The organism is Bacillus sp. FSL M8-0077 (assembly GCF_038050255.1).
GTDB lineage: Bacteria > Bacillota > Bacilli > Bacillales > Bacillaceae > Bacillus > Bacillus altitudinis.
Window position 1 is genome coordinate 2,817,989 of the sequence record NZ_JBBPAF010000001.1, and the last position, 19,052, is coordinate 2,837,040.

Sequence of the window (19,052 nt, forward strand, 5' to 3'; positions counted from 1 at the left end):
TTTTTTATTTATATGATCATAAAAACAAAAAGGACAGCTATTGAGAATGAGATGCTAAACAATAGCCGTCCTATAGATTTTATCGCTACCTTCTTATACTCGTCAAGCAAAACTAGAAAAACAGGACAAGAACCTTATGAAAAAGGAAGTCTTTTTTCATGTTTCTTTTGCTCGTGCGCACACTGGCTGCTTCTTAGCCTCGTAATTTTAACGATCGCTCACTAGCCTTAACAAACACTGGAGTGGCGCCAATCACTTCTCCATCGGCGTGAAATAGGATTTTTTCATCTGCCTCCAAGTAGGCTTCTTCATGCTGAAAAAGGGTGACTCCCTCCATTACAAGGTGCTTTTTAAAAACCATTGCACTTAAAAATAAGAGAACTTTCAATGGATTCAAATCCGTGACAACGATCGTTTGAAATCCTGATTGCCTCGCACTCGCTTCGGGCGCTGCTTCCAGCCCGCCTCCATAATATGGGTGATTACATACGATCACAAACCACACTTGGCGAAAAACTTTTCTCTCATTTTCAATAAAAAGAGCAAGGTCAAACGGTTTGAATGACCATAACGAATGTAGAAAAGACAGCGGGTAGATGATAAACCCGAGTTTGAGTCGGTTGAGCCACTTTTTCCCTCTAAAATGTACCGTTCTCTTCAAGACATGCGCATCAAAACCAACACCAATATGATTGAGAAAAAGAACAGATTGCGGACTTTCTGCATGATCTTGAAAGGAGCCGAGAGAAAATGTTTTCGTCAGCATCCTCTTTTGTTTTCTCACTTCTTTGATCACATCATGGCGCTGGATGCCCAGTCCCTTCGCAGCATCATTCCAATGACCTGCTGGGACAAAGCTTAGCTGCACATGATCAATTTCTTTCAAACCATTCAGTACTTCATGAAAAGTGCCGTCACCACCAATGACGATCAACCGTTTCAATCTGTCGTCTTGCATAGCGCTAATCTGTCTTGCCAAAACTTCGGCATGTCCTTCATGCTGGGTAAGAAACGATCTGTAGGAGATCTCTACCTTTTGTAATTCTTTCTCTATGCTTCTCCAAGTGCGGAGTCCTTTTCCTTGTCCTGCTGCTGGATTGACGATAAAGTACCATTCATTCATATATTAGCTCCACTCAGGTCTCATTTTTTGGTGACCTTGATATGCCTTTAATCGAGCCATTCCTGCCTTCTTTTGCTGTCTGATTCACCATAAGCGAGCAATGCCTTTGTCGCTTTGAATTGCTGGTGCTTTGTCGGCGCCGTGTTTTTCCGCTGCTTGTCAAACCAATCCTCCGCTTTCTTCTTATCGACAACCTCCATCCCGAATGGAACTTCGGGCAAATCAATATATGAGGTGCGGCTGATGAGGATTTTTTTCACAGGAAGCTCTACACCACTTTGCTGTAAAATTTTTGACACAACGGTTCCAGAGCGCAGAAGGCTTGCACAAGGGTTTAAAACGGATTGAACAGCTTTTCCCGTCGCCCGCTTTTCCCAAAAACGTTCCTTCGATCCAATATATACGCTGTCTGGCTCTGCCTCTAAGAAGGATAAGCAGATGACTTCAAGCGGTGTAATGAGCACTGGACACAACTCCATCTCAGCTTTTTGAATGAGCAGCACCGGCTTGTACATCACAAAATAAGAATCTGGCAGCTGCCTTGCAAGCATCCGCAGCTTTTCATCATATCGAATGTGATGGGAGACAGTTGAAATATGAGAGATCGTCGAGCTGGCCCATTTTAACTGAACATCGTAAAGATGATCTTTAAAAAAGTGAACCAGCTTCGTTTCATCGGTAGGAACGTTTGTAAAAACACCTTGTTCTATATCTGTTGGCTCGTTAAAAAGACTTAGGTCCCGTTCCTTTTTCATATCGGCTTCTTTTTGCTTTCTCTTTAAAGAGAATTTCTTTCTCTTTTCTTCCTCTTGTTCAGGTGCTTGCTCGGTGGCTTGATCAGCCTGCTTTTGCACCTGCTCTTTGGAAGCCTTTTTTAACTCGTCCCATCTTTGTTTTTTCAATCGAATAAACTGATTGATGTAATGATGCGGGTCTTGTTCATATCGTGATATATAATCTTGAATTTTAATAATTTGCGCCATCTGCTCTCACTCCAACCTCTAGAATCATTTATGTAGTGTAAATTGTTTGATCGCGTGATAACGCGGGGTTTCTTTTAGACGAATTTCAAATAAAGCGATACTAGAAACCTCCATCGAATATGGCTCTTTCCGTAAGGGCGCTTGTTCTATATAGGACTGATCTCTATCCCATTTGCGCGCGATCGTCATATGTGGATGAAAGGGTCTCTTTTCGACAGGGTGACCTGCTGTCAAAACGGCTGTTTTCACTTTTTCTCTTAGATCCATCAAAGGCTTACTTTCATTAGGCTTTGCAAAAAAGACTCTCGGCCGCTCCTTTTGACCAAATATCCCTACTTCATTCAGCTTCATCGGGAAAGCAGACACCTCATGAGAGAGCTGTGCAAGCAGCTCAGATATCTTATTTAAGCGGTCCTCTGGAATCGCACCTAAAAACACAAGGGTGACATGATAATCAATGGGTGCTGTCCATTTTTGGAAGGACAGTCCGCTCCTCTTGTCTATATCCTCTTTTATTTGATGCGCAAGTTGTTCAGGGATTGGAATCCCGATAAAATAATGACGACTTCCGGTCATATCTTCACCTGTCCTTTTTAACAAACTTTACGAATCCCCATTGATGATAGTATAACTAAAGTAATGCGGAATGAGAAGAAAGGGTGTCACATGATGAAGGTTGCACAAAATATAGCTGAATTAATAGGCGATACACCACTTGTAAAATTACAGCGCCTTCAGCCAGATCATGGCGCTGCTGTTTATTTAAAACTGGAATCATTTAATCCTAGCGGAAGTGTAAAAGATCGGGCTGCTTACAATATGATCATTGAGGCAGAAAAACACGGAAAGCTCACAAAAGGGGCAACGATTATTGAACCAACGAGCGGGAATACAGGAATTGGCTTAGCGATGAACGCTGCAGCAAGAGGCTACAAAGCCATTCTGATCATGCCTGATACGATGACCCAAGAAAGAATCAATATTTTAAAGGCATACGGCGCACAGGTCGTCTTAACACCAGGGGAGGAAAAAATGCCAGGCTGTATTCGTAAGGCAGAAGAATTAGCTGCTCAAATTCCTAACAGCTTTATTCCCATGCAATTTGACAACGGTGCGAATCCCGATGCTCATAGAGGGACAACGGCTGTAGAAATTATCGATGCAGTGCAACAGATTGGGCAGCCGCTTGCCGCTTTTGTCGCAACAGCTGGAACGGGCGGAACTATTACAGGCACTGGAGAGGAACTAAAGAAAGCATTCCCAGAGTTGACGATACGTGTGGCAGAGCCAAAAGGATCTCCTGTTTTATCGGGCGGGAAACCTGGCAAACATAAACTTGTTGGCACAAGTCCAGGATTTATCCCACACATTTTAAACGAACAGGTGTATGATGAGATTGTGCAAGTGAGTGATGAAGATGCTTACGACATCACTCGAAAGCTCGCTCGTCTTGAAGGTATTTTAGTCGGTCCATCATCTGGCGCAGCATGCTATGCAGCCATTGAAGCAGCCAAGCAAATGCCAAAGGATCACATTGTCATTTGTATGACAGCAGACACGGGTGAACGTTATTTATCAAGTGATGTGTTTCAAGATTAAAAAAGGAACAGGGCATATGCTCCTGTTCCTCAGGCTGTCGAGAAAACCTCGACAGTTTTTTTGTAGTTTTAAATACACCGTATATTGAATAAATCCTAAATGAAAAACACCATATATCGTTTCTCGGACAGTTCAAAAGACAAAAATGAGGATTTTGTGGACATCTTGTCTTAAAAACCCTCACTTTCTCTTCACGCTGAGGAACAGGGCATATGCTCCTGTTCCTTTTTCTTCGTTTCATATGAACAACTCCTACAAGACCGTCTTGACCTCAGTCTGTTCGCCTGTCACAAGCAAAACTTGTTCATCAGTGAGCGGGCATAAAGAGAGCGTATTTTGATCTTTCTCTATGATATGCTGCGCGGCTTCACCTAAATAAGGATTGTTTATATGCGGTACCGGATAGCTGTTGATCTCATCGAATCCTTCAAAGGAGGATAACTCTAGTGCTTTCTCCTGATCATCCATCAGTGAGATGTATTCAATGCTTGGCGCCATGATAATACTCCCCGCGGATTCTCCGATATACAGCTTGCCTTTGCCGATCTCTTCTTTCAATACACGATCGAGTCCGTGCTTTCTTAATTCTTGCAGCAAATAAAAGGTATTGCCGCCAGATACATAAATAACATCATTCTTTCCAATGATCTGTGTGATCTCCTGAACCGTTTGCTCGGACATCTGAACAGCCTCTACACGCATTTCTAATCGGTGAAAGGCTTCTTTTGCTGCATCGACATAGTGCGTGACTTCTTCCACTTCACTCGCTGCCGGAATGAATGTCACACTTTTTCCTTTTAAGGTGTCATCTGCAAAGTCAGACAAGAGAGAATAGCTGTCTTTGAATGAAGAGCATAAGAACATTTTTTTCACGGTGAATCCCCTCTTCTCTTTTCTTTCTTATTTCGCCAATTCATACATGGCTTGTGCATATAGTGCAGTTGCTCTTAGTAAATCATCGATTTCGATATATTCATCCTTTTGATGTGCACAATCAGGTCTTCCTGGGAATAGAGGGCCAAAGGCAACGCCTGCTTCTAATGACCTTGCATACGTTCCTCCCCCAATCGCAATAAGATGGGCAGGATCTCCTGTTTGTTCTTCGTAGACACGCTGTAATGTTTTCACAAGTGGATGGTCTTTTGAGACGTGATGAGGAGGACTGTCATCAAATTTCTCAATAGCTGCCCCTTTTATTCGTTCAATCCCTTTTTTGACTTCCTCACCGTCCGCTGTCACGGGATAGCGGACATTCAGCCCAAGCTTCGCTTCTTCGTTTTGCGAATAGCGGATTGTACCAACATTCAAGGTCAAGTCACCACTAATATCATCTTTACAAGCGATGCCGAGTTTTTGTCCTCTTGTGTCTTGATCAAATAAAGCATTTATTTGTGATGTAAAAGCGAGCCCTCTTTCATCTAATTCATGCGCACATAAGAAATTCGCCATATGAATGCCCGCATTTGTGCCATTCGCCGGCTCCATTGCATGAACTGATACACCTTTTAATGTGAATGTCAGTCCATCTGCTGTATGATTTGTCTCACCGGTTAACTGATTTTCCGCAAGATAGGCTGCAAAAGCCGTTTTTAATGCTTCAGCATCGTGATTGTTTGCTGCTGCCACAATTGCGCGAGCCTCATCTGGAACCATATTGAGCCTCATGCCTGATGTGAATTGCTTGAGGATGTAACGCTTGTTTTCTTCCGATTGTTCGTATGTAAGGGATACGATGGCATCAATGATTCCTTTTTCAGCATGAATAATTGGAAAATCAGCGTCTGGCGCAAAGCCAATTTGCGGCATCGCCTCATGCTTGAAATAGTGATCGACGCAGCGCCAATCGCTTTCTTCATCTGTGCCAATGATGATTCGAATCTTTTTCGACAGCGGTAGACCGGTATCTTTTAACATTTTCAATGCATAAAAAGCCGCCATGGTCGGCCCTTTATCATCAATGGCTCCTCTTGCAAAGATTTTATTTTCTCTTATGTCCGCTGAAAATGGCGGGGTTGTCCAGTCGTCACCCGCAGGCACAACATCCACATGGCACAGCACACCGACGATGTCGTCGCCTTCTCCATATTCAATATGACCAGCATAGCCATCAACATTTTTCACTGTGAAGCCCTCGTCCTGCCCTTTTTTGAGCATATACTGAAGAGCCTCATCCACTTTTTCACCGAACGGTTTTCCTTCTGTGCCGCCTTCTTCATCCAAGACACTTTCAATTTGTAAAAAAGATTGTGTATCCTGAATCAAATCGTCTTTTTTTCGTATGACTTCTGCTTCCCAATTCATTTTTCCATTCCTCCTTGAAAAAAGGTTGCAATCCACCCTTAAAACGAATATTATATTAAGTGTTTTGTAATAATGTTCGTAAATGGAGGATTTTATGTTTCAGTTAAAAGAGAACCAAACCAACATAAAGAAAGAAATACTCGCTGGTATGACGACATTCTTTACGATGGTATATATTGTGGCCGTCAATCCAGGAATCCTTTCAGATGCAGGCATTCCTTTTGACCAAGTCTTTACTGCAACCATTATCGCTGCTGTTGTCGGTACCCTCTGGATGGCACTCTTTGCAAACTATCCGATTGCCATTGCACCAGGTATGGGGCTGAATGTCTATTTCACCGTCACTGTTGTCGGTGGCGGGGGTCTCAGCTATCAAACAGCATTTAGTGCGGTATTTGTTGCTGGAATACTCTTTATCATTTTATCGTTAACATCCCTTAGAAAACAACTCATTGAGGCGATTCCAGATAATTTAAAGTACGGGATTACAGCAGGTATCGGACTATTTATTGCTTTCATTGGGCTAAGACAGTCTGGGATCATCACTGCTGATCCACAAAATCTTGTGAAGCTTGGCAATTTAAGCTCACCTGTTGTCATTTTGACACTCGTTGGTTTAATGATTTCTGTCATATTAATGGTTCTTCAGGTGAATGGAGCGCTGTTTATCGGCATGTTAGCAACCACATTAATTGCACTTGCAACAGGTCAGCTTCATTTTCCTAAAGTGCTAGTGGATACCCCAGCACTGCCTGAAGGAATGCTGATTACAAATCCATTCGCTGCGTTTGGCGATGTATTTTCCCATCACTTGTATGCTGTTGTCTTCTCCTTTTTACTTGTGACGATTTTTGATACAACAGGAACAATGATCGGGGTTGCGGAACAAGCAGGTTTAATGAAAAATGGGCAGCTCCCAAAAGTACGCAGAGCCTTACTTGCTGACTCTGCTGCGACGACAATTGGCTCAATGTTTGGAACAAGCCCAACCACAGCTTACATTGAATCCTCATCAGGAGTTGCTGCTGGCGGAAGAACTGGACTGACCTCTTTAACCGTTGCTGCATTGTTTATTGTGGCTTTGTTTTTTGGTCCGCTCGTTCAAGCCATTTCGTCTTTGCCGTCCATCACTTCACCTGTCTTAATCATTGTCGGCTGTTTGATGATGAATTCAGTGTCACGTATTCGCTGGAATGAGCTTGACGAAGCATTTCCTGCTTTTCTTGTGATTCTTTCCATGCCGCTGACATCTAGCATCTCTACAGGAATTTCACTAGGATTTATTTCATATCCACTTGTGAAGCTGGCAAAAGGAAAATGGAAAGAAGTGCATATTCTTGTGCTCATTTTTGCCGTCTTATTTTTCGTGCAGCTCTTTTTCTTAGAAGGATAGCCAAAATAAAAAGACACATTTCTCATTTGAATGTGTCTTTTTTGTATGAATGATTTTTTATTTTGTAAATTTTCTGTGTTTATTTTTTGATCTTTCTTAAGTGGCAATTTTCTTATACGCCTTGTGTTTATTGGGTTGTAACCGGATTCAAATCATGATATATACCATAATTTCATTCATGAAGACAAGTTTAATAACACGTAAAGTTGACTTTTTGGTGGAACTAGATGCATAATAACGTGTATAATAGAATAAAACATTAAGAAACACGAACATTTACCATTGTTGCATGTCCTTATGTCGCAGTTTTAGTGTAGTAAGTTGTGGTTAGTCAAGTCCATCCGATCTTATTGATAGGGAGTGGTTTTTTGAAACCTTCAACAAACCGTATGATGACTCGAATAAAATCAGTTTATATGTTCATTCAAGAGAAAGGTCTTGTGACGACACAAGAGCTGGTTGATGAATTCGGGATCACACCTAGAACCATCCAAAGAGACTTAAACGTGCTTGCCTATAACGATCTTGTTCATAGTCCAAGCAGAGGCAAATGGGAAACAACAAGAAAAAAAGTAAAAATATCATCATAAGCGAATAATGAACTTCCATATAACAAAAAGAACCGGCGATATGCCAGTTCTTTTCATTTTGTTGACAAAGGGCTAAAATGAACTTGATTTTAGCCCTTTGTCTTCTTTTTATCAGCGTGATAGAAAACCTTTGCAGCCCTAGGAAGGACGAGTACTGGCGCGGAGCGAATGACTGACAAAGAATGCGAGGGTTTGTCTACACGCTGAAAGCACCGGCAATATGCCGGTGCTTTTCAATTTCTTTATATTAATCACGATTGATTAAGCTGTCTAACTCTTCCTCCGTCAATTCACGGTATTCTCCGGGCGCCAAATCTTCGTCTAATGAAACAGCTCCCATCGAGAGGCGTTTTAAAAAGATCACTTCATTGCCCACTGCTTGTGCCATCAGCTTCACTTGATGGTATTTCCCTTCAGTAATTGTTAAACGGATCCGTGTATCTGCCTCTTGGTTGGCATCTACTTCAACCTTCGCCGGCTTCGTTCGGTAGTCGTCTAAAATCACAACTCCCTCTTCAAGACGAGTGATGTCTTGATCTCCAAGCGGGTATTTTAGATGAACTTCATACGTTTTCGGGACATGCTTTTTCGGAGATAACAATTGATGAGCAAGCTGGCCGTCATTTGTAAGGAGGAGGAGACCGACTGTATCTTTATCCAGTCTCCCCACAGGGAATGGCTCCCTTGCGATATCCTCTGGCTCCAGTAGATCAACAACTGTCTCATCTCGCAGATCCTCTGTTGCTGAAATGACACCATCTGGCTTGTTCATCATGAGATAAATGAATTCTTTATACTCTACACGCTCTCCATGCACGAGCACTTCATCATTTGCTGGATCGACATGATCTTTCACCTGCTTCGCCACTTCTCCATTCACCGTGACAGCCCGGGCCTTGACCAGCTTCTTTACATCTTTCCTTGAACCAAAGCCGGTATTGGCCAGCAATTTATCAAGCCTCATGCTTCTCCACCTCTTCTTAACTCTTTTTTCTTAAAAATGATGGCATCCGGCTGCCAAGTACACGCTCTAACAATCCAACTTTATAAGATAAGAACATATACACACCGCCGCCAGTAATCATTGAAATCAAAATAACAATACCAGCTTGTACGATTCCACCTTCATATGAAATGACTTGACTCACAAGCTGACATGTCACATAAGCCACTACAGCCATGATTGCCGTTAAAATACCAATTAAAATAAACCGTTTGAAAATCCTGCGGAACGAATAGCCTGCATGGCGCTTGATCATGATGAACATATACAAAATCGAGGCACTGTAGCCTAATGCCGTTGCAAGCACAGAACCGTTTCCTTGCAGCCAGCTAATCAGCGGGATATTGAGAACCGTTTTAATGATGATCCCTAACAAAAGACTGACGATCGCAAATTTTTGTTTGTTAATCCCTTGTAAAATCGCTGCGTTAATGGTGAATAAAGAAAACAGTAACGCAACAGGTGCATACCAAAACAAAATAGAAGTCCCAATCTCAGGATGCACAGACGGATAGAAAAACCAATAAACTGGTCCAGCCAATGCCGAAATACCAAATGAAGCAGGCAGAACGAAGAATAGAACACCTTGCATCGTCTGGTCAATTTGTCTGTTTAATAATTTATAATTTCGTGATGTAAAAGATTCTGTGATAGTTGGAATTAATGTTAAACCAAATGCCGTCGCTAATGATACTGGAATCATTACAAGCTTAGGTAAATATAAAGTAACTATAGAAAGTACTGCAGTACTTATATCTTTAAAACCAGCATTAATCATTGCTTTATTAATAGTATTAGTATCAATGTAAGAGTATAGAGGAATAGCTAATCCAACAAAAACATAAGGAGCAGCATAACTAAATAACTCAATAAATATTTTTTTATATCCAAGACCTAGATTTGGTCCAGAATTAGGCTGCATCGCAAGTAATTTATCTTTCCGCTTGATCCAATATACATATAACGTGAATAAACCTCCAAAAGAACCAATAAGAGCAGCAAAAGTAGCATATCCTACTGCGATGACAAGACCCCCGTTAAGCACCTTTAAAATGACATAAGTTGCCGTCAACAAGAAGATAATTCGGACTATCTGTTCAACAACTTGTGAAACTGCTGTTGGTCCCATCATTTGATGCCCTTGAAAAAAACCACGTATAAGACCCATAATCGGGACAACTAAGAGAGCCAAACTCACCATTCTAATTACATATGTCACCTGGTCAACCGTTAGTCCACCAGTTTCGGTTGATCCGCCAAGCTGTATCTCAGCAAAAATTGGGGCTGATAAATATAAAATACTAAAAGCAATGATACCTGAAACAAGCATGACAGACATGCCGGCTCTAAACATTTTTCGTGTTGTCTCAAAGTCACCAATCGCGTTATATTTTGAAACAAATTTAGACACCGCTGCTGGAAAACCCAGAGTAGCAATGCTAATGAAAATTGTAAACTGATTGTATCCATATTGGAATAGCGCACCACCAGTCGCTCCGACCATTGCGCTAAATGGAATTAAGTAAATCATACCAAGAATACGAGAGAGATAAGTCCCTATCGTTAAAACCAACGTACCACGAAGCAGTTTATTAGACATGCGCTTAACCACCATTTTTCTAATGAATATTCAACTTAACTATTTTAACACATCATTTCATCGCACAGGTAACAAATCCAATACAGAAGTCACAAAACCAATCAATTCATATTTCAGCCTTCCCCAATCTTCGTTATAATAGAGAAATGACTGAAAGTAGAAAGAGGAATGTAACATGAAACATTATGATGTCATTGTCATTGGCGGTGGACCTTCTGGACTGATGGCCGCGATTGCATCGGCAGAACACGGTGCATCGGTTCTGTTAATAGACAAAGGAAACAAACTTGGCAGAAAGCTCGCCATTTCTGGCGGTGGACGCTGCAATGTGACCAATCGCCTTCCAGTAGAAGAAATCATCAAGCATATTCCCGGAAACGGCCGTTTTCTATATAGTGCATTTTCTGAGTTCAATAACGAGGATATTATTTCGTTCTTTGAAAATCTAGGTATTGAACTAAAAGAAGAAGACCATGGACGTATGTTCCCTGTCTCAAACAAAGCACAATCTGTTGTGGATGCCCTATTGGATAGGCTCCGCGCGCTCAATGTGACCATTCGAACGAATGAAAAGATTAAAACCGTTCTGTATCAAGACGGACAAGCAGCTGGAATTGTTACAAATAATGATGAAAAAATTTCAAGCCATGCCGTTGTCATTGCTGTTGGCGGGAAAAGTGTGCCGCATACAGGCTCTACTGGCGATGGCTATGCATGGGCAGAAGCCGCTGGTCATACCATTACAGAGCTCTTCCCAACAGAAGTACCCGTCACGTCAGACGAGCGTTTTATTAAGGACAAAGTGCTACAAGGTCTTTCATTAAGAAGTGTGGCTGTGAGTGTTTTAAATAAAAAAGGAAAACCCGTCGTCACTCATGTCATGGATATGATCTTTACACACTTTGGCTTATCAGGTCCTGCCGTTCTGAGATGCAGCGGATTTGTTGTGAAAGAACTGAAAAAGCAACAGGCCGTCCGTCTTCAAATTGACTTATACCCAAAGCTCAATGATGAGGAGCTTTTCCAAAAGCTTCATCGCGATCTAAAAGATGAACCCAAAAAAGCCATTAAAAATGTCCTGAAATCTTGGATGCAAGAGCGCTATTTATTGTTCCTTTTAGAACGAAATGGCATTGATTCGCAGGAGACATTTTCTGGTCTCGCTAAAGATAAACTGCGCGCTTTTGCGCATGATTGTAAACATTTCATCGTTCATGCAAATGGGACGCTTTCTTTAGATAAAGCCTTTGTTACAGGAGGCGGCGTTTCTGTCAAAGAAATTGAACCGAAGAAAATGGCATCGAAAAAAATGAACGGTCTTTATTTCTGCGGAGAAATTTTAGATATTCACGGGTACACAGGCGGTTACAATATTACGTCAGCACTTGTGACAGGCAGGTTAGCTGGCATGAATGCCGCACTAGAACTAAAGGAGAGATTTCAATGATTAGACGCGCACTTCCGATTGTCCTTGCAGTTGTCATTAGTTTGACAGCCGCTTTCTTTATGAAGCTGTCCATTACCCCGTTAAAAATCGCCATTGTTTTAGCGTTTACGATTTTCGCTGTTTGTTTAAAAGAATATGTCTACCGTCTGCGCAAACGAATTGAAGAAAAGTCATCTTCACATATCGATGGTTGATAAATGGAAGCAAAACATGTTACGGTAAAATAGAGGTCGAGTGAGAAACTCGCCTCTTTTTGTTTGAAAATAGTTGAGACAGGGGATATTAAATTAAATCCTCTGCTTAAACGTGTAGAACAACAGGAGAGTGAGATGGTGTGAAAAACGTATCAAGTGTATTTTGGATTGTGATTGCAATCACATTTATTGCCGTTCTATGGGGAGCCCTTTCTCCAGATACGCTACAAAATGTGACAGATCAAATTCAAACATACATTACAAATGACTTTGGCTGGTATTATTTATTAGTCGTATCGCTGCTAGTCGGCTTTTGTCTATTCTTTATCTTTAGCCCTATTGGAAAAATTACGTTAGGTAAGCCAGGTGAAGAGCCTGAATTTGGTCTATTTTCTTGGTTTGCGATGCTATTTAGTGCTGGAATGGGCATTGGGCTTGTTTTTTACGGAGCCGCTGAACCGATCAGCCACTTTGCCATTCAATCCCCAACAGGCGAGACGGAAAATGCACAAGCCTTCCGTGATTCCCTTCGTTATACCTTTTTCCACTGGGGACTTCATGCATGGGCCATTTATGCAATTGTCGCCCTTTGCATTGCATACTTTAAATTTAGAAAAGATGCACCTGGATTAATCAGTTCCACCTTATACCCAGTATTCGGAAACAGAATTCATGGATGGATTGGAAAAACCATTGATTGCATCGCAGTATTTGCAACGGTGGTCGGTGTAGCTACTAGTTTAGGACTAGGTGCCGCACAAATTAATGGCGGATTAAACTATTTATTTGGTATTCCAAATAACTTCCTAACTCAGCTCATCATTATTGCAATCGTCACGGTCCTGTTCCTTCTCTCTGCTTGGAGCGGTATTGGTAAAGGGATTAAATATTTAAGTAATTCAAATATGATCTTTGCTGCTTTGCTTATGATCTTTTTACTCATTGTTGGACCAACTGTGTATATTTTAAATTCATTTACTGATTCAATCGGACAATACTTATCAAATATTGTACAAATGAGCTTTAGATTATCACCAAATGATCCTGAAAAGAGAGAATGGATTAATGGATGGACCATCTTCTATTGGGCATGGTGGATCTCTTGGTCACCATTTGTCGGTATTTTTATTGCAAGGGTTTCACGTGGAAGAACCATTCGAGAATTTTTAATTGGTGTCTTAGTGGCTCCTTCCATCCTCGTGTTCCTTTGGTTCTCAATCTTTGGTGTATCTGCGATGGACTTACAACAGAACAATATCGTCGATGTTGCAAACATGTCTACTGAAACGATGCTGTTTGGTGTTTTAAATGAATACCCACTCGCCATGATTACATCCATTCTGGCACTGATTTTAATTGCGGTATTCTTTATCACATCAGCAGACTCAGCTACATTCGTTCTCGGAATGCAGACAACCTATGGATCATTAAATCCAGCGAATAGTGTAAAGATTAGCTGGGGTATTATCCAGTCAGCAGTAGCAGCAGTGCTCTTATTTTCAGGCGGTCTTGGGGCCTTGCAAAACACAGCCAAACTTGCTGCTTTACCGTTCTCGGTTGTCATCATTTTGATGATTGTATCCCTGTACAAGTCACTAAATGAAGAACGAAGAGCGATTAAACAAGCAAATAAGTACAATAAACCAAGAAGTCCAAGAGTAAAAAAAGCATAATCATCACAAAAGAAAAGTCGTTCATCCGAACGGCTTTTTTTCTCGTTGAAATAATTGAAGATTGTCATGACATCGTGTATTCCGATAAAATAGTGTTGAATCATCACTTTTCTACATAATGGAGGTTTATATGACGTTACCTACGTTCAAGTACAACCCAGACCCAGTTTCATTAAATGTGATTAAAAAAGAGCAGACGATATGCCCCGTTTGTGAGAAAGAACGAGATTATGTATATTATGGCCCTTTTTATTCTGTTGAAGACGTTTCTGGCATTTGTCCTTGGTGCATTAAAGATGGATCAGCTGCTCAAACATATAATGGAATGTTTCAAGACGATGTGAGTTGTGATGACGTCGATCATGAAGAATATATAGATGAACTGATCTTCAGAACGCCGGGTTACCGCGGATGGCAGCAGGAATATTGGTTAAGCCATTGCGGGGATTTTTGCGCGATTGTGCAGTATGTTGGTTGGAAAGAAATTGAGCATTTAGAGGAAGAACTCTCAGAGGATATTGAAGAGATTTGCAGTGGTGGACATTTCACAAAAGAGAACTTGAAACAATGGCTCGTGAACGGAGGAGACTTGCAAGGCTATCTCTTTCAATGCGTTCACTGCAAAAAGCATCGTTTACATATTGACGCTAGTTGATCATGGCAAAAGGACCTTTATTTTAGCCCTTTTTCTTCTTTTCAGCGTGATAGAAAACCTTTGCAGACTAGGAAGGACGAGTACTGGCGCGGAGCGAATTTCACATTCGTGAGCACCAGCACGCAGGACTGACAACGAATGCGAGGGTTTGTCTACACGCTGAAAGGACCTGTCAGCAGGTCCTTTTATTTTTTATATAAAATGAGCGCTGAAAAACAGTAGAGCTGCTCTCCTCCTTGCTCACAGATCACCGCCACATTGTATTTGATGTCAATAATTTGGTCGTCGTCCATTCCTTTTAAAAAAAGATTGATTTCGCTTTGCAAATCTTTCTCGTGTTCTTCATCAAATACAGCTACCTTCAGCACATATGCCACTCTCCCTTCTCTTGCTACTCTATTTTTATGCAAATAGAGACGGACATATGAACAAAAAAAGCCTTCCATCTTGTCGATGAAAGGACTTCTTTTTACAACTTCGATTTTGTTTCTCCTGTCCATGCAAGCATGCCGCCAACGACATTGGTTGCTTGATAGCCTTGGTCTTCTAAGAAATAGCAGACATTCTCACTGCGTTTACCAGAACGGCAAATAATATAATACTCTTGCGTCTTATCAAACGCATCTAGCTTCTCAGGAATATCACCCATTCGAATATGGACTGCCTCTGGAATCATGCCTTCTGCTACCTCTTCATCCTCACGCACATCGACGAGCTGAATGGCTTCTTCTTGCTCTAGTTTTTGCTTTAATTCTTCTATTGAAATTTCTTTTACTGACACGACTCTCATCTCTCCTTTTAATCACGGTGACACCATTATAGCAAATCATACACATCACTGCGTATTCACCCGCTTGGATTGAAGGAAAGACGGGAATCGTTTCTTCACATCAACTGCCAGCTGCTCGCTTTCAAACTCTATCTTTTTAAACACTTGATAGGCTAGCCACATGTGGCCATATGCGAGAATGCTGATACTAAAAAACGGCACGATCCCTGGCAAATAAGCAAATAGGATAAAGAGAATAGCCGAGAAAACGAGCATAGAGAGCGTATATTGCAAATACGAGATGCCAAGCAGAAGGGAAAATTTCAAATAAAGACGTTTTTTCCAATCATAATGAGCCAGCAGCGGAAAGATATAAAACAAGCTGACAATAAACAGAAAACCAAAGATATAGATCGCAAAGCGAAGCACGTGTAAAAACCAGCTTGTTGGATAAATATAAGCAAGGTCTACATAAATAATTGTCCCGATGATGACGAGCACTGCTCCAATAATATTAGAGCGTACAAATTCTTCGCGGTATACTTTCCAAAAGATTTGAAAGACGCTCATTTGCTCATGCCCTTGTATCCACTTTCTCATCACAGAAAATAACGCTGTTGTAGCAGGCATGAAGCCAAAAATGCCAAGCCCAAGTAATGTGAACAAAAGCCATAACAAATTCGTATACGCAAGTCTCATCACCCACTCACACATGCGCAGCATTCTGCTCATTGATCCATCATGATCCATCTCTCTTCCCTCCTCTCTTTCTCGTTACACCATCTCTTTTTGAAACAATTCTTCTATTTCAATCGGGCGTTTTTCTGTAACTGATCGCCACATGCCTTCACCAAGTGCAATGGAATAAGCACCCGCCTCTGCTCCTGCCGAAATGTCATAAGGTATGAGCGGATCTTTTCCTAAAAATAAATCTGCTAATAATAGCGGATCTCCGCCTCCATGACCGCCTAATTGCTTCACAACTTCAATCGTTTCTTTTCCCCCAAACATCGGGTAGTATGCAATTGTCTGTTCAGGGAATTGAAAAGGGATTCTCGATGGCACATGAAACTCATTTGTTTCAATCCGTCCCTTCGTCCCGTTAATCGCAAGCCGGTAGCCTTCATATGGCGCTGAAAATTGAATCGAGTAACTTAACAAAGCCCCCTGATCATAAGCCACTGACGCCACATACGTATCCTCAATATCAATTTCTTGATCAAAAATACAGGCATCCGGGCGATAATTCGAGTATTGCTTTGACTGCTGCTCACCTGATTCTATATGGTCATCCTCCACCTTTGAGCGCTCTACCCGCGGATTCCACCTTGCTTCATAATGACAGATATCTCTTACATGACAGGTTCCGCAATATCGATTCCCTTCACCCTGCAAAGGATTCCAAGGACTTTCATTCCCATAATAATTCAGTGCGCCATAGGCAAATACTTGCTTCGGCTTTTGATTAATCCACCAGTTGACCAAGTCAAAATGATGGGTCGATTTATGAATAGATAGTCCGCCTGAATATTGACGGGAGCGGTTCCACCTTTTGAAATAACTCGCTCCATGATACGTATCAATGAGCCAGCTTAACTCAACAGACGTGACCCTTCCAATCTTTCCATCTAAAATGAGCTCTTTTATCTTTCTGTGGAATGGATTGTAGCGATAATTAAAGGTGACGGTGACCTTCCCTTTGCTTTCTGCCTCTTTTTCCATCACCTGTTTGGCGTCTTTTGCTGTTGTGACCATCGGCTTTTCCGTTATGACATCCAGATCATGATCCAGTGCCTGCAGGATATATGTGACATGTGTATCATCTCGCCCCGCCACAATGACGATATCTGGTCTTGCTTCCTTCACCATCTGATCAAATGCATCCTCATGAAAAAATGAGACGCCCCTTAGTGATGGAAAACGCTCCTGACACAGTGTATACCGCTTCTCATCTACATCTAAGAGCCCTGTAATCCTGTAATGCTCGTTGAAATCCTCGGTGAGCGGTTTGATAAACATATTGAAAGCGCGGTGACTGAGCCCGCAAACAGCGACCCTTTTCATATTCCCCCACCCCTTTTTCTATTGGTTTTCACGAAGCTGTTTCATGAGAGATAATGCCTCTTTAGATTTCTCCGCATACACAGGAATAAAGGCGACCATATCTCGGTGTAATCGAAAGGTATAGCCATTTAGCTGCTTCGTTCCTTTCTTGATTTGGACCGCATAATCAATTGTATTTCCCGTCTTTGCATCTTCCACCGTATATGGTCCTGCCCCTTGGCCATCTATCCCCATCTCTTCAAGCAGCTGAAAGCTTTCAGGATCATCATATGTTCTAAACATTTCTTCTGGGACAAACATCACGTCCCCCTCTTTTGCAGTTATTTCAACAAGAAGTTTTTCAGGAATTGCAGGGAAGATGTGAACGTCGTATGTCTCTTGATTTGGTTGAAATGCTTTCTCCACTAATTGGTCTTTCATTGCTTTTGTCATGTCAGAAAAAATAAGGACATCAATCCCCTCTGTTTTCCCCTGGCAGGCGGACAAATAAAAGGCAGCGATGAAGCTTAAGAGCCATGCCGCAGCCCTTTGATGCCGCCTCATGCCTTTTGAAACACAGATAGCTTTTCTAGTTCAGTTAACGCCATAATAAAAGCGCCTGCTCCATGCAAATCATTCGTGCTCCGCTCTCTGCCAACGTAATAATCATAAAATCCCGCAGATGTTCCAATACAAATATCGTTCACCGTAAAATCGCCGTTGTCTTTTTCCTCCGTTTTATACTGAATCAACCCTTGATACGCTTTGACCACGTGATCAACATATCGAAGACTGACATATCCTTCATTCATGGCTTTTGCCATCGCATATATGAATAGACATGACCCTGAGCTTTCAAGCCAATTGTCGCTATGACTTCCTTTATCAATGATTTGATGCCATAGACCTGTTTCGTCGTCCTGGTACTTTGCTACACTTTCCAGCATATTTGTCAGTGTGTCCTTCCACACTTTTCGTCCTTCATGTCCTTCTGGTAAATCTTCGATCATATCGGCTAACGCAAGGACATACCAGCCAAAGGATCTTGCCCAAAATTCTGGGGAACAGCCCGTCTGTTGATCAGCCCATGGCATCACTTTCCGTTCATCCCATGCGTGATAGTAAAGGCCCGTTTTTTCATCTTTTGTATGCTTTCTCATGAGATGCTCTTGATGGATGACCATGTCCACCAGCTCCGATTCTCCTGTCAACTGGGCATACTTTAAAGCAAAAGGTCCACCCATATAAAGACCATCTAGCCACATTTGATAGGCATAATTGTCTTTATGCCAAAATCCGCCCTCAGACGTGCGATTCAGCGTCAGGTAAAGCCCCCGCAGCTTTTCTGCTGCCTTCACATACCGCTTCTCTCCCGTTCTTTCAATCAGCGGGAATAAAATGAGCCCTGCTTGAATCGCATCAAGCTCATCTCTGCGGAATAACAGATTCCCATGGTCATCAATGAGTGAGTCTGCATAATTTTTCACATAATCAAAGTACGCCTCGTTTTCTGTTGCTTCGTAAAGCTTCATCACTCCGCAAAGGAAAACCCCTTGATGATAGTGCCACCTTCCAGCTGGCGGAAGTTCAATCGGTGTATGCGCTTTCATTATTGTTTGTGCTAATTTCTCTGCATGCTCAAGCGGTGATCCCTTTTCAATCGATAATGTCATTGGTCT

20 protein-coding genes are annotated in these 19,052 nt (G+C 41.8%); 7 read left to right on the plus strand and 13 right to left on the minus strand.

The features are described 5' to 3' along the window. Nucleotides 1–193: 193 nt before the first annotated feature. The 3 genes from NST57_RS14575 to thpR are packed head-to-tail and all read right to left on the minus strand — an operon-like array spanning nucleotide 194 to nucleotide 2,706. A complete protein-coding gene (locus tag NST57_RS14575) occupies nucleotides 194–1,123 on the minus strand; it encodes a YegS/Rv2252/BmrU family lipid kinase (protein WP_007501831.1) in 930 nt (309 codons plus the stop codon). Nucleotides 1,124–1,170: 47 nt separating this feature from the next. Next, entirely contained in the window at nucleotides 1,171–2,106 is a 936-nt protein-coding gene (locus tag NST57_RS14580; protein ID WP_142155772.1) for a hypothetical protein, read from the minus strand. Nucleotides 2,107–2,130: 24 nt separating this feature from the next. Further along, nucleotides 2,131–2,706 (minus strand): RNA 2',3'-cyclic phosphodiesterase, encoded by a 576-nt coding sequence (gene thpR, locus NST57_RS14585; RefSeq protein ID WP_341298759.1) that lies wholly within the window; start codon nucleotides 2,704–2,706, stop codon nucleotides 2,131–2,133. Nucleotides 2,707–2,775: 69 nt separating this feature from the next. Between thpR and cysK the strand changes: the two genes are divergently transcribed. Further along, complete coding sequence (gene cysK / locus NST57_RS14590; protein ID WP_445818795.1) at nucleotides 2,776–3,705, plus strand: cysteine synthase A; 930 nt, start codon at nucleotides 2,776–2,778, stop codon at nucleotides 3,703–3,705. 252 nt (nucleotides 3,706–3,957) lie between these two features. Here the strand turns inward: cysK and NST57_RS14595 are convergent, their stop codons facing one another. Next, entirely contained in the window at nucleotides 3,958–4,578 is a 621-nt protein-coding gene (locus NST57_RS14595) for a Type 1 glutamine amidotransferase-like domain-containing protein (protein WP_341298761.1), read from the minus strand. 27 nt (nucleotides 4,579–4,605) lie between these two features. After that, nucleotides 4,606–6,006 (minus strand): dipeptidase PepV, encoded by a 1,401-nt coding sequence (gene pepV / locus NST57_RS14600; RefSeq protein ID WP_341298762.1) that lies wholly within the window; start codon nucleotides 6,004–6,006, stop codon nucleotides 4,606–4,608. Nucleotides 6,007–6,100: 94 nt separating this feature from the next. Between pepV and NST57_RS14605 the strand changes: the two genes are divergently transcribed. Both NST57_RS14605 and NST57_RS14610 read left to right on the plus strand, forming a co-directional pair. Then, nucleotides 6,101–7,399 (plus strand): solute carrier family 23 protein, encoded by a 1,299-nt coding sequence (locus NST57_RS14605; protein ID WP_142155776.1) that lies wholly within the window; start codon nucleotides 6,101–6,103, stop codon nucleotides 7,397–7,399. Nucleotides 7,400–7,767: 368 nt separating this feature from the next. Continuing rightward, the gene (locus NST57_RS14610; protein ID WP_008356419.1) at nucleotides 7,768–7,989 is read left to right on the plus strand and encodes a DeoR family transcriptional regulator; all 222 of its coding nucleotides are present in this window, start codon (nucleotides 7,768–7,770) and stop codon (nucleotides 7,987–7,989) included. Between the two features lie 247 nt (nucleotides 7,990–8,236). Here the strand turns inward: NST57_RS14610 and NST57_RS14615 are convergent, their stop codons facing one another. After that, entirely contained in the window at nucleotides 8,237–8,953 is a 717-nt protein-coding gene (locus NST57_RS14615) for a pseudouridine synthase (RefSeq protein ID WP_341298763.1), read from the minus strand. 16 nt (nucleotides 8,954–8,969) lie between these two features. After that, nucleotides 8,970–10,592 (minus strand): putative polysaccharide biosynthesis protein, encoded by a 1,623-nt coding sequence (locus tag NST57_RS14620; RefSeq protein ID WP_341298764.1) that lies wholly within the window; start codon nucleotides 10,590–10,592, stop codon nucleotides 8,970–8,972. 175 nt (nucleotides 10,593–10,767) lie between these two features. Here NST57_RS14620 and NST57_RS14625 point away from each other — a divergent pair, with 175 nt between their 5' ends. The 4 genes from NST57_RS14625 (at nucleotide 10,768) to NST57_RS14640 (ending at nucleotide 14,561) form a co-directional block, all read left to right on the plus strand. Then, nucleotides 10,768–12,039, plus strand: coding sequence for a BaiN/RdsA family NAD(P)/FAD-dependent oxidoreductase (locus NST57_RS14625; protein ID WP_341298765.1), 1,272 nt, complete (start codon nucleotides 10,768–10,770; stop codon nucleotides 12,037–12,039). After that, entirely contained in the window at nucleotides 12,036–12,233 is a 198-nt protein-coding gene (locus tag NST57_RS14630) for a hypothetical protein (RefSeq protein WP_073415768.1), read from the plus strand. The genes NST57_RS14625 and NST57_RS14630 overlap by 4 nt, the downstream gene beginning before the upstream one ends. Before the next feature lie 140 nt (nucleotides 12,234–12,373). After that, nucleotides 12,374–13,906 (plus strand): glycine betaine transporter OpuD, encoded by a 1,533-nt coding sequence (opuD, locus tag NST57_RS14635; RefSeq protein WP_341298766.1) that lies wholly within the window; start codon nucleotides 12,374–12,376, stop codon nucleotides 13,904–13,906. 130 nt (nucleotides 13,907–14,036) lie between these two features. After that, nucleotides 14,037–14,561: a CbrC family protein gene (locus NST57_RS14640; protein ID WP_341298767.1), complete on the plus strand. Its 525-nt coding sequence runs from the start codon at nucleotides 14,037–14,039 to the stop codon at nucleotides 14,559–14,561. 185 nt (nucleotides 14,562–14,746) lie between these two features. Here NST57_RS14640 and NST57_RS14645 read toward each other — a convergent pair whose 3' ends face one another. The 6 genes from NST57_RS14645 to NST57_RS14670 all read right to left on the minus strand — a co-directional run bounded on the left by NST57_RS14645 (nucleotide 14,747) and on the right by NST57_RS14670 (nucleotide 19,046). Then, nucleotides 14,747–14,929, minus strand: coding sequence for a sporulation protein Cse60 (locus NST57_RS14645; RefSeq protein WP_003217582.1), 183 nt, complete (start codon nucleotides 14,927–14,929; stop codon nucleotides 14,747–14,749). Nucleotides 14,930–15,030: 101 nt separating this feature from the next. Then, nucleotides 15,031–15,342, minus strand: a complete 312-nt coding sequence (locus NST57_RS14650; protein WP_341298768.1) for a rhodanese-like domain-containing protein — start codon at nucleotides 15,340–15,342, stop codon at nucleotides 15,031–15,033. 54 nt (nucleotides 15,343–15,396) lie between these two features. Then, a complete protein-coding gene (locus NST57_RS14655; protein WP_341298769.1) occupies nucleotides 15,397–16,080 on the minus strand; it encodes a YesL family protein in 684 nt (227 codons plus the stop codon). Nucleotides 16,081–16,104: 24 nt separating this feature from the next. Beyond that, complete coding sequence (locus NST57_RS14660) at nucleotides 16,105–17,394, minus strand: Gfo/Idh/MocA family protein (protein ID WP_341298770.1); 1,290 nt, start codon at nucleotides 17,392–17,394, stop codon at nucleotides 16,105–16,107. 18 nt (nucleotides 17,395–17,412) lie between these two features. Then, nucleotides 17,413–17,937: a lipoprotein YteS gene (locus tag NST57_RS14665; protein WP_341298771.1), complete on the minus strand. Its 525-nt coding sequence runs from the start codon at nucleotides 17,935–17,937 to the stop codon at nucleotides 17,413–17,415. Beyond that, on the minus strand, nucleotides 17,934–19,046 hold the full coding sequence (locus tag NST57_RS14670) for a glycoside hydrolase family 88/105 protein (RefSeq protein WP_341298772.1): 1,113 nt from the start codon (nucleotides 19,044–19,046) through the stop codon (nucleotides 17,934–17,936). The genes NST57_RS14665 and NST57_RS14670 overlap by 4 nt, the downstream gene beginning before the upstream one ends. Between the last annotated feature and the right edge of the window lie 6 nt (nucleotides 19,047–19,052).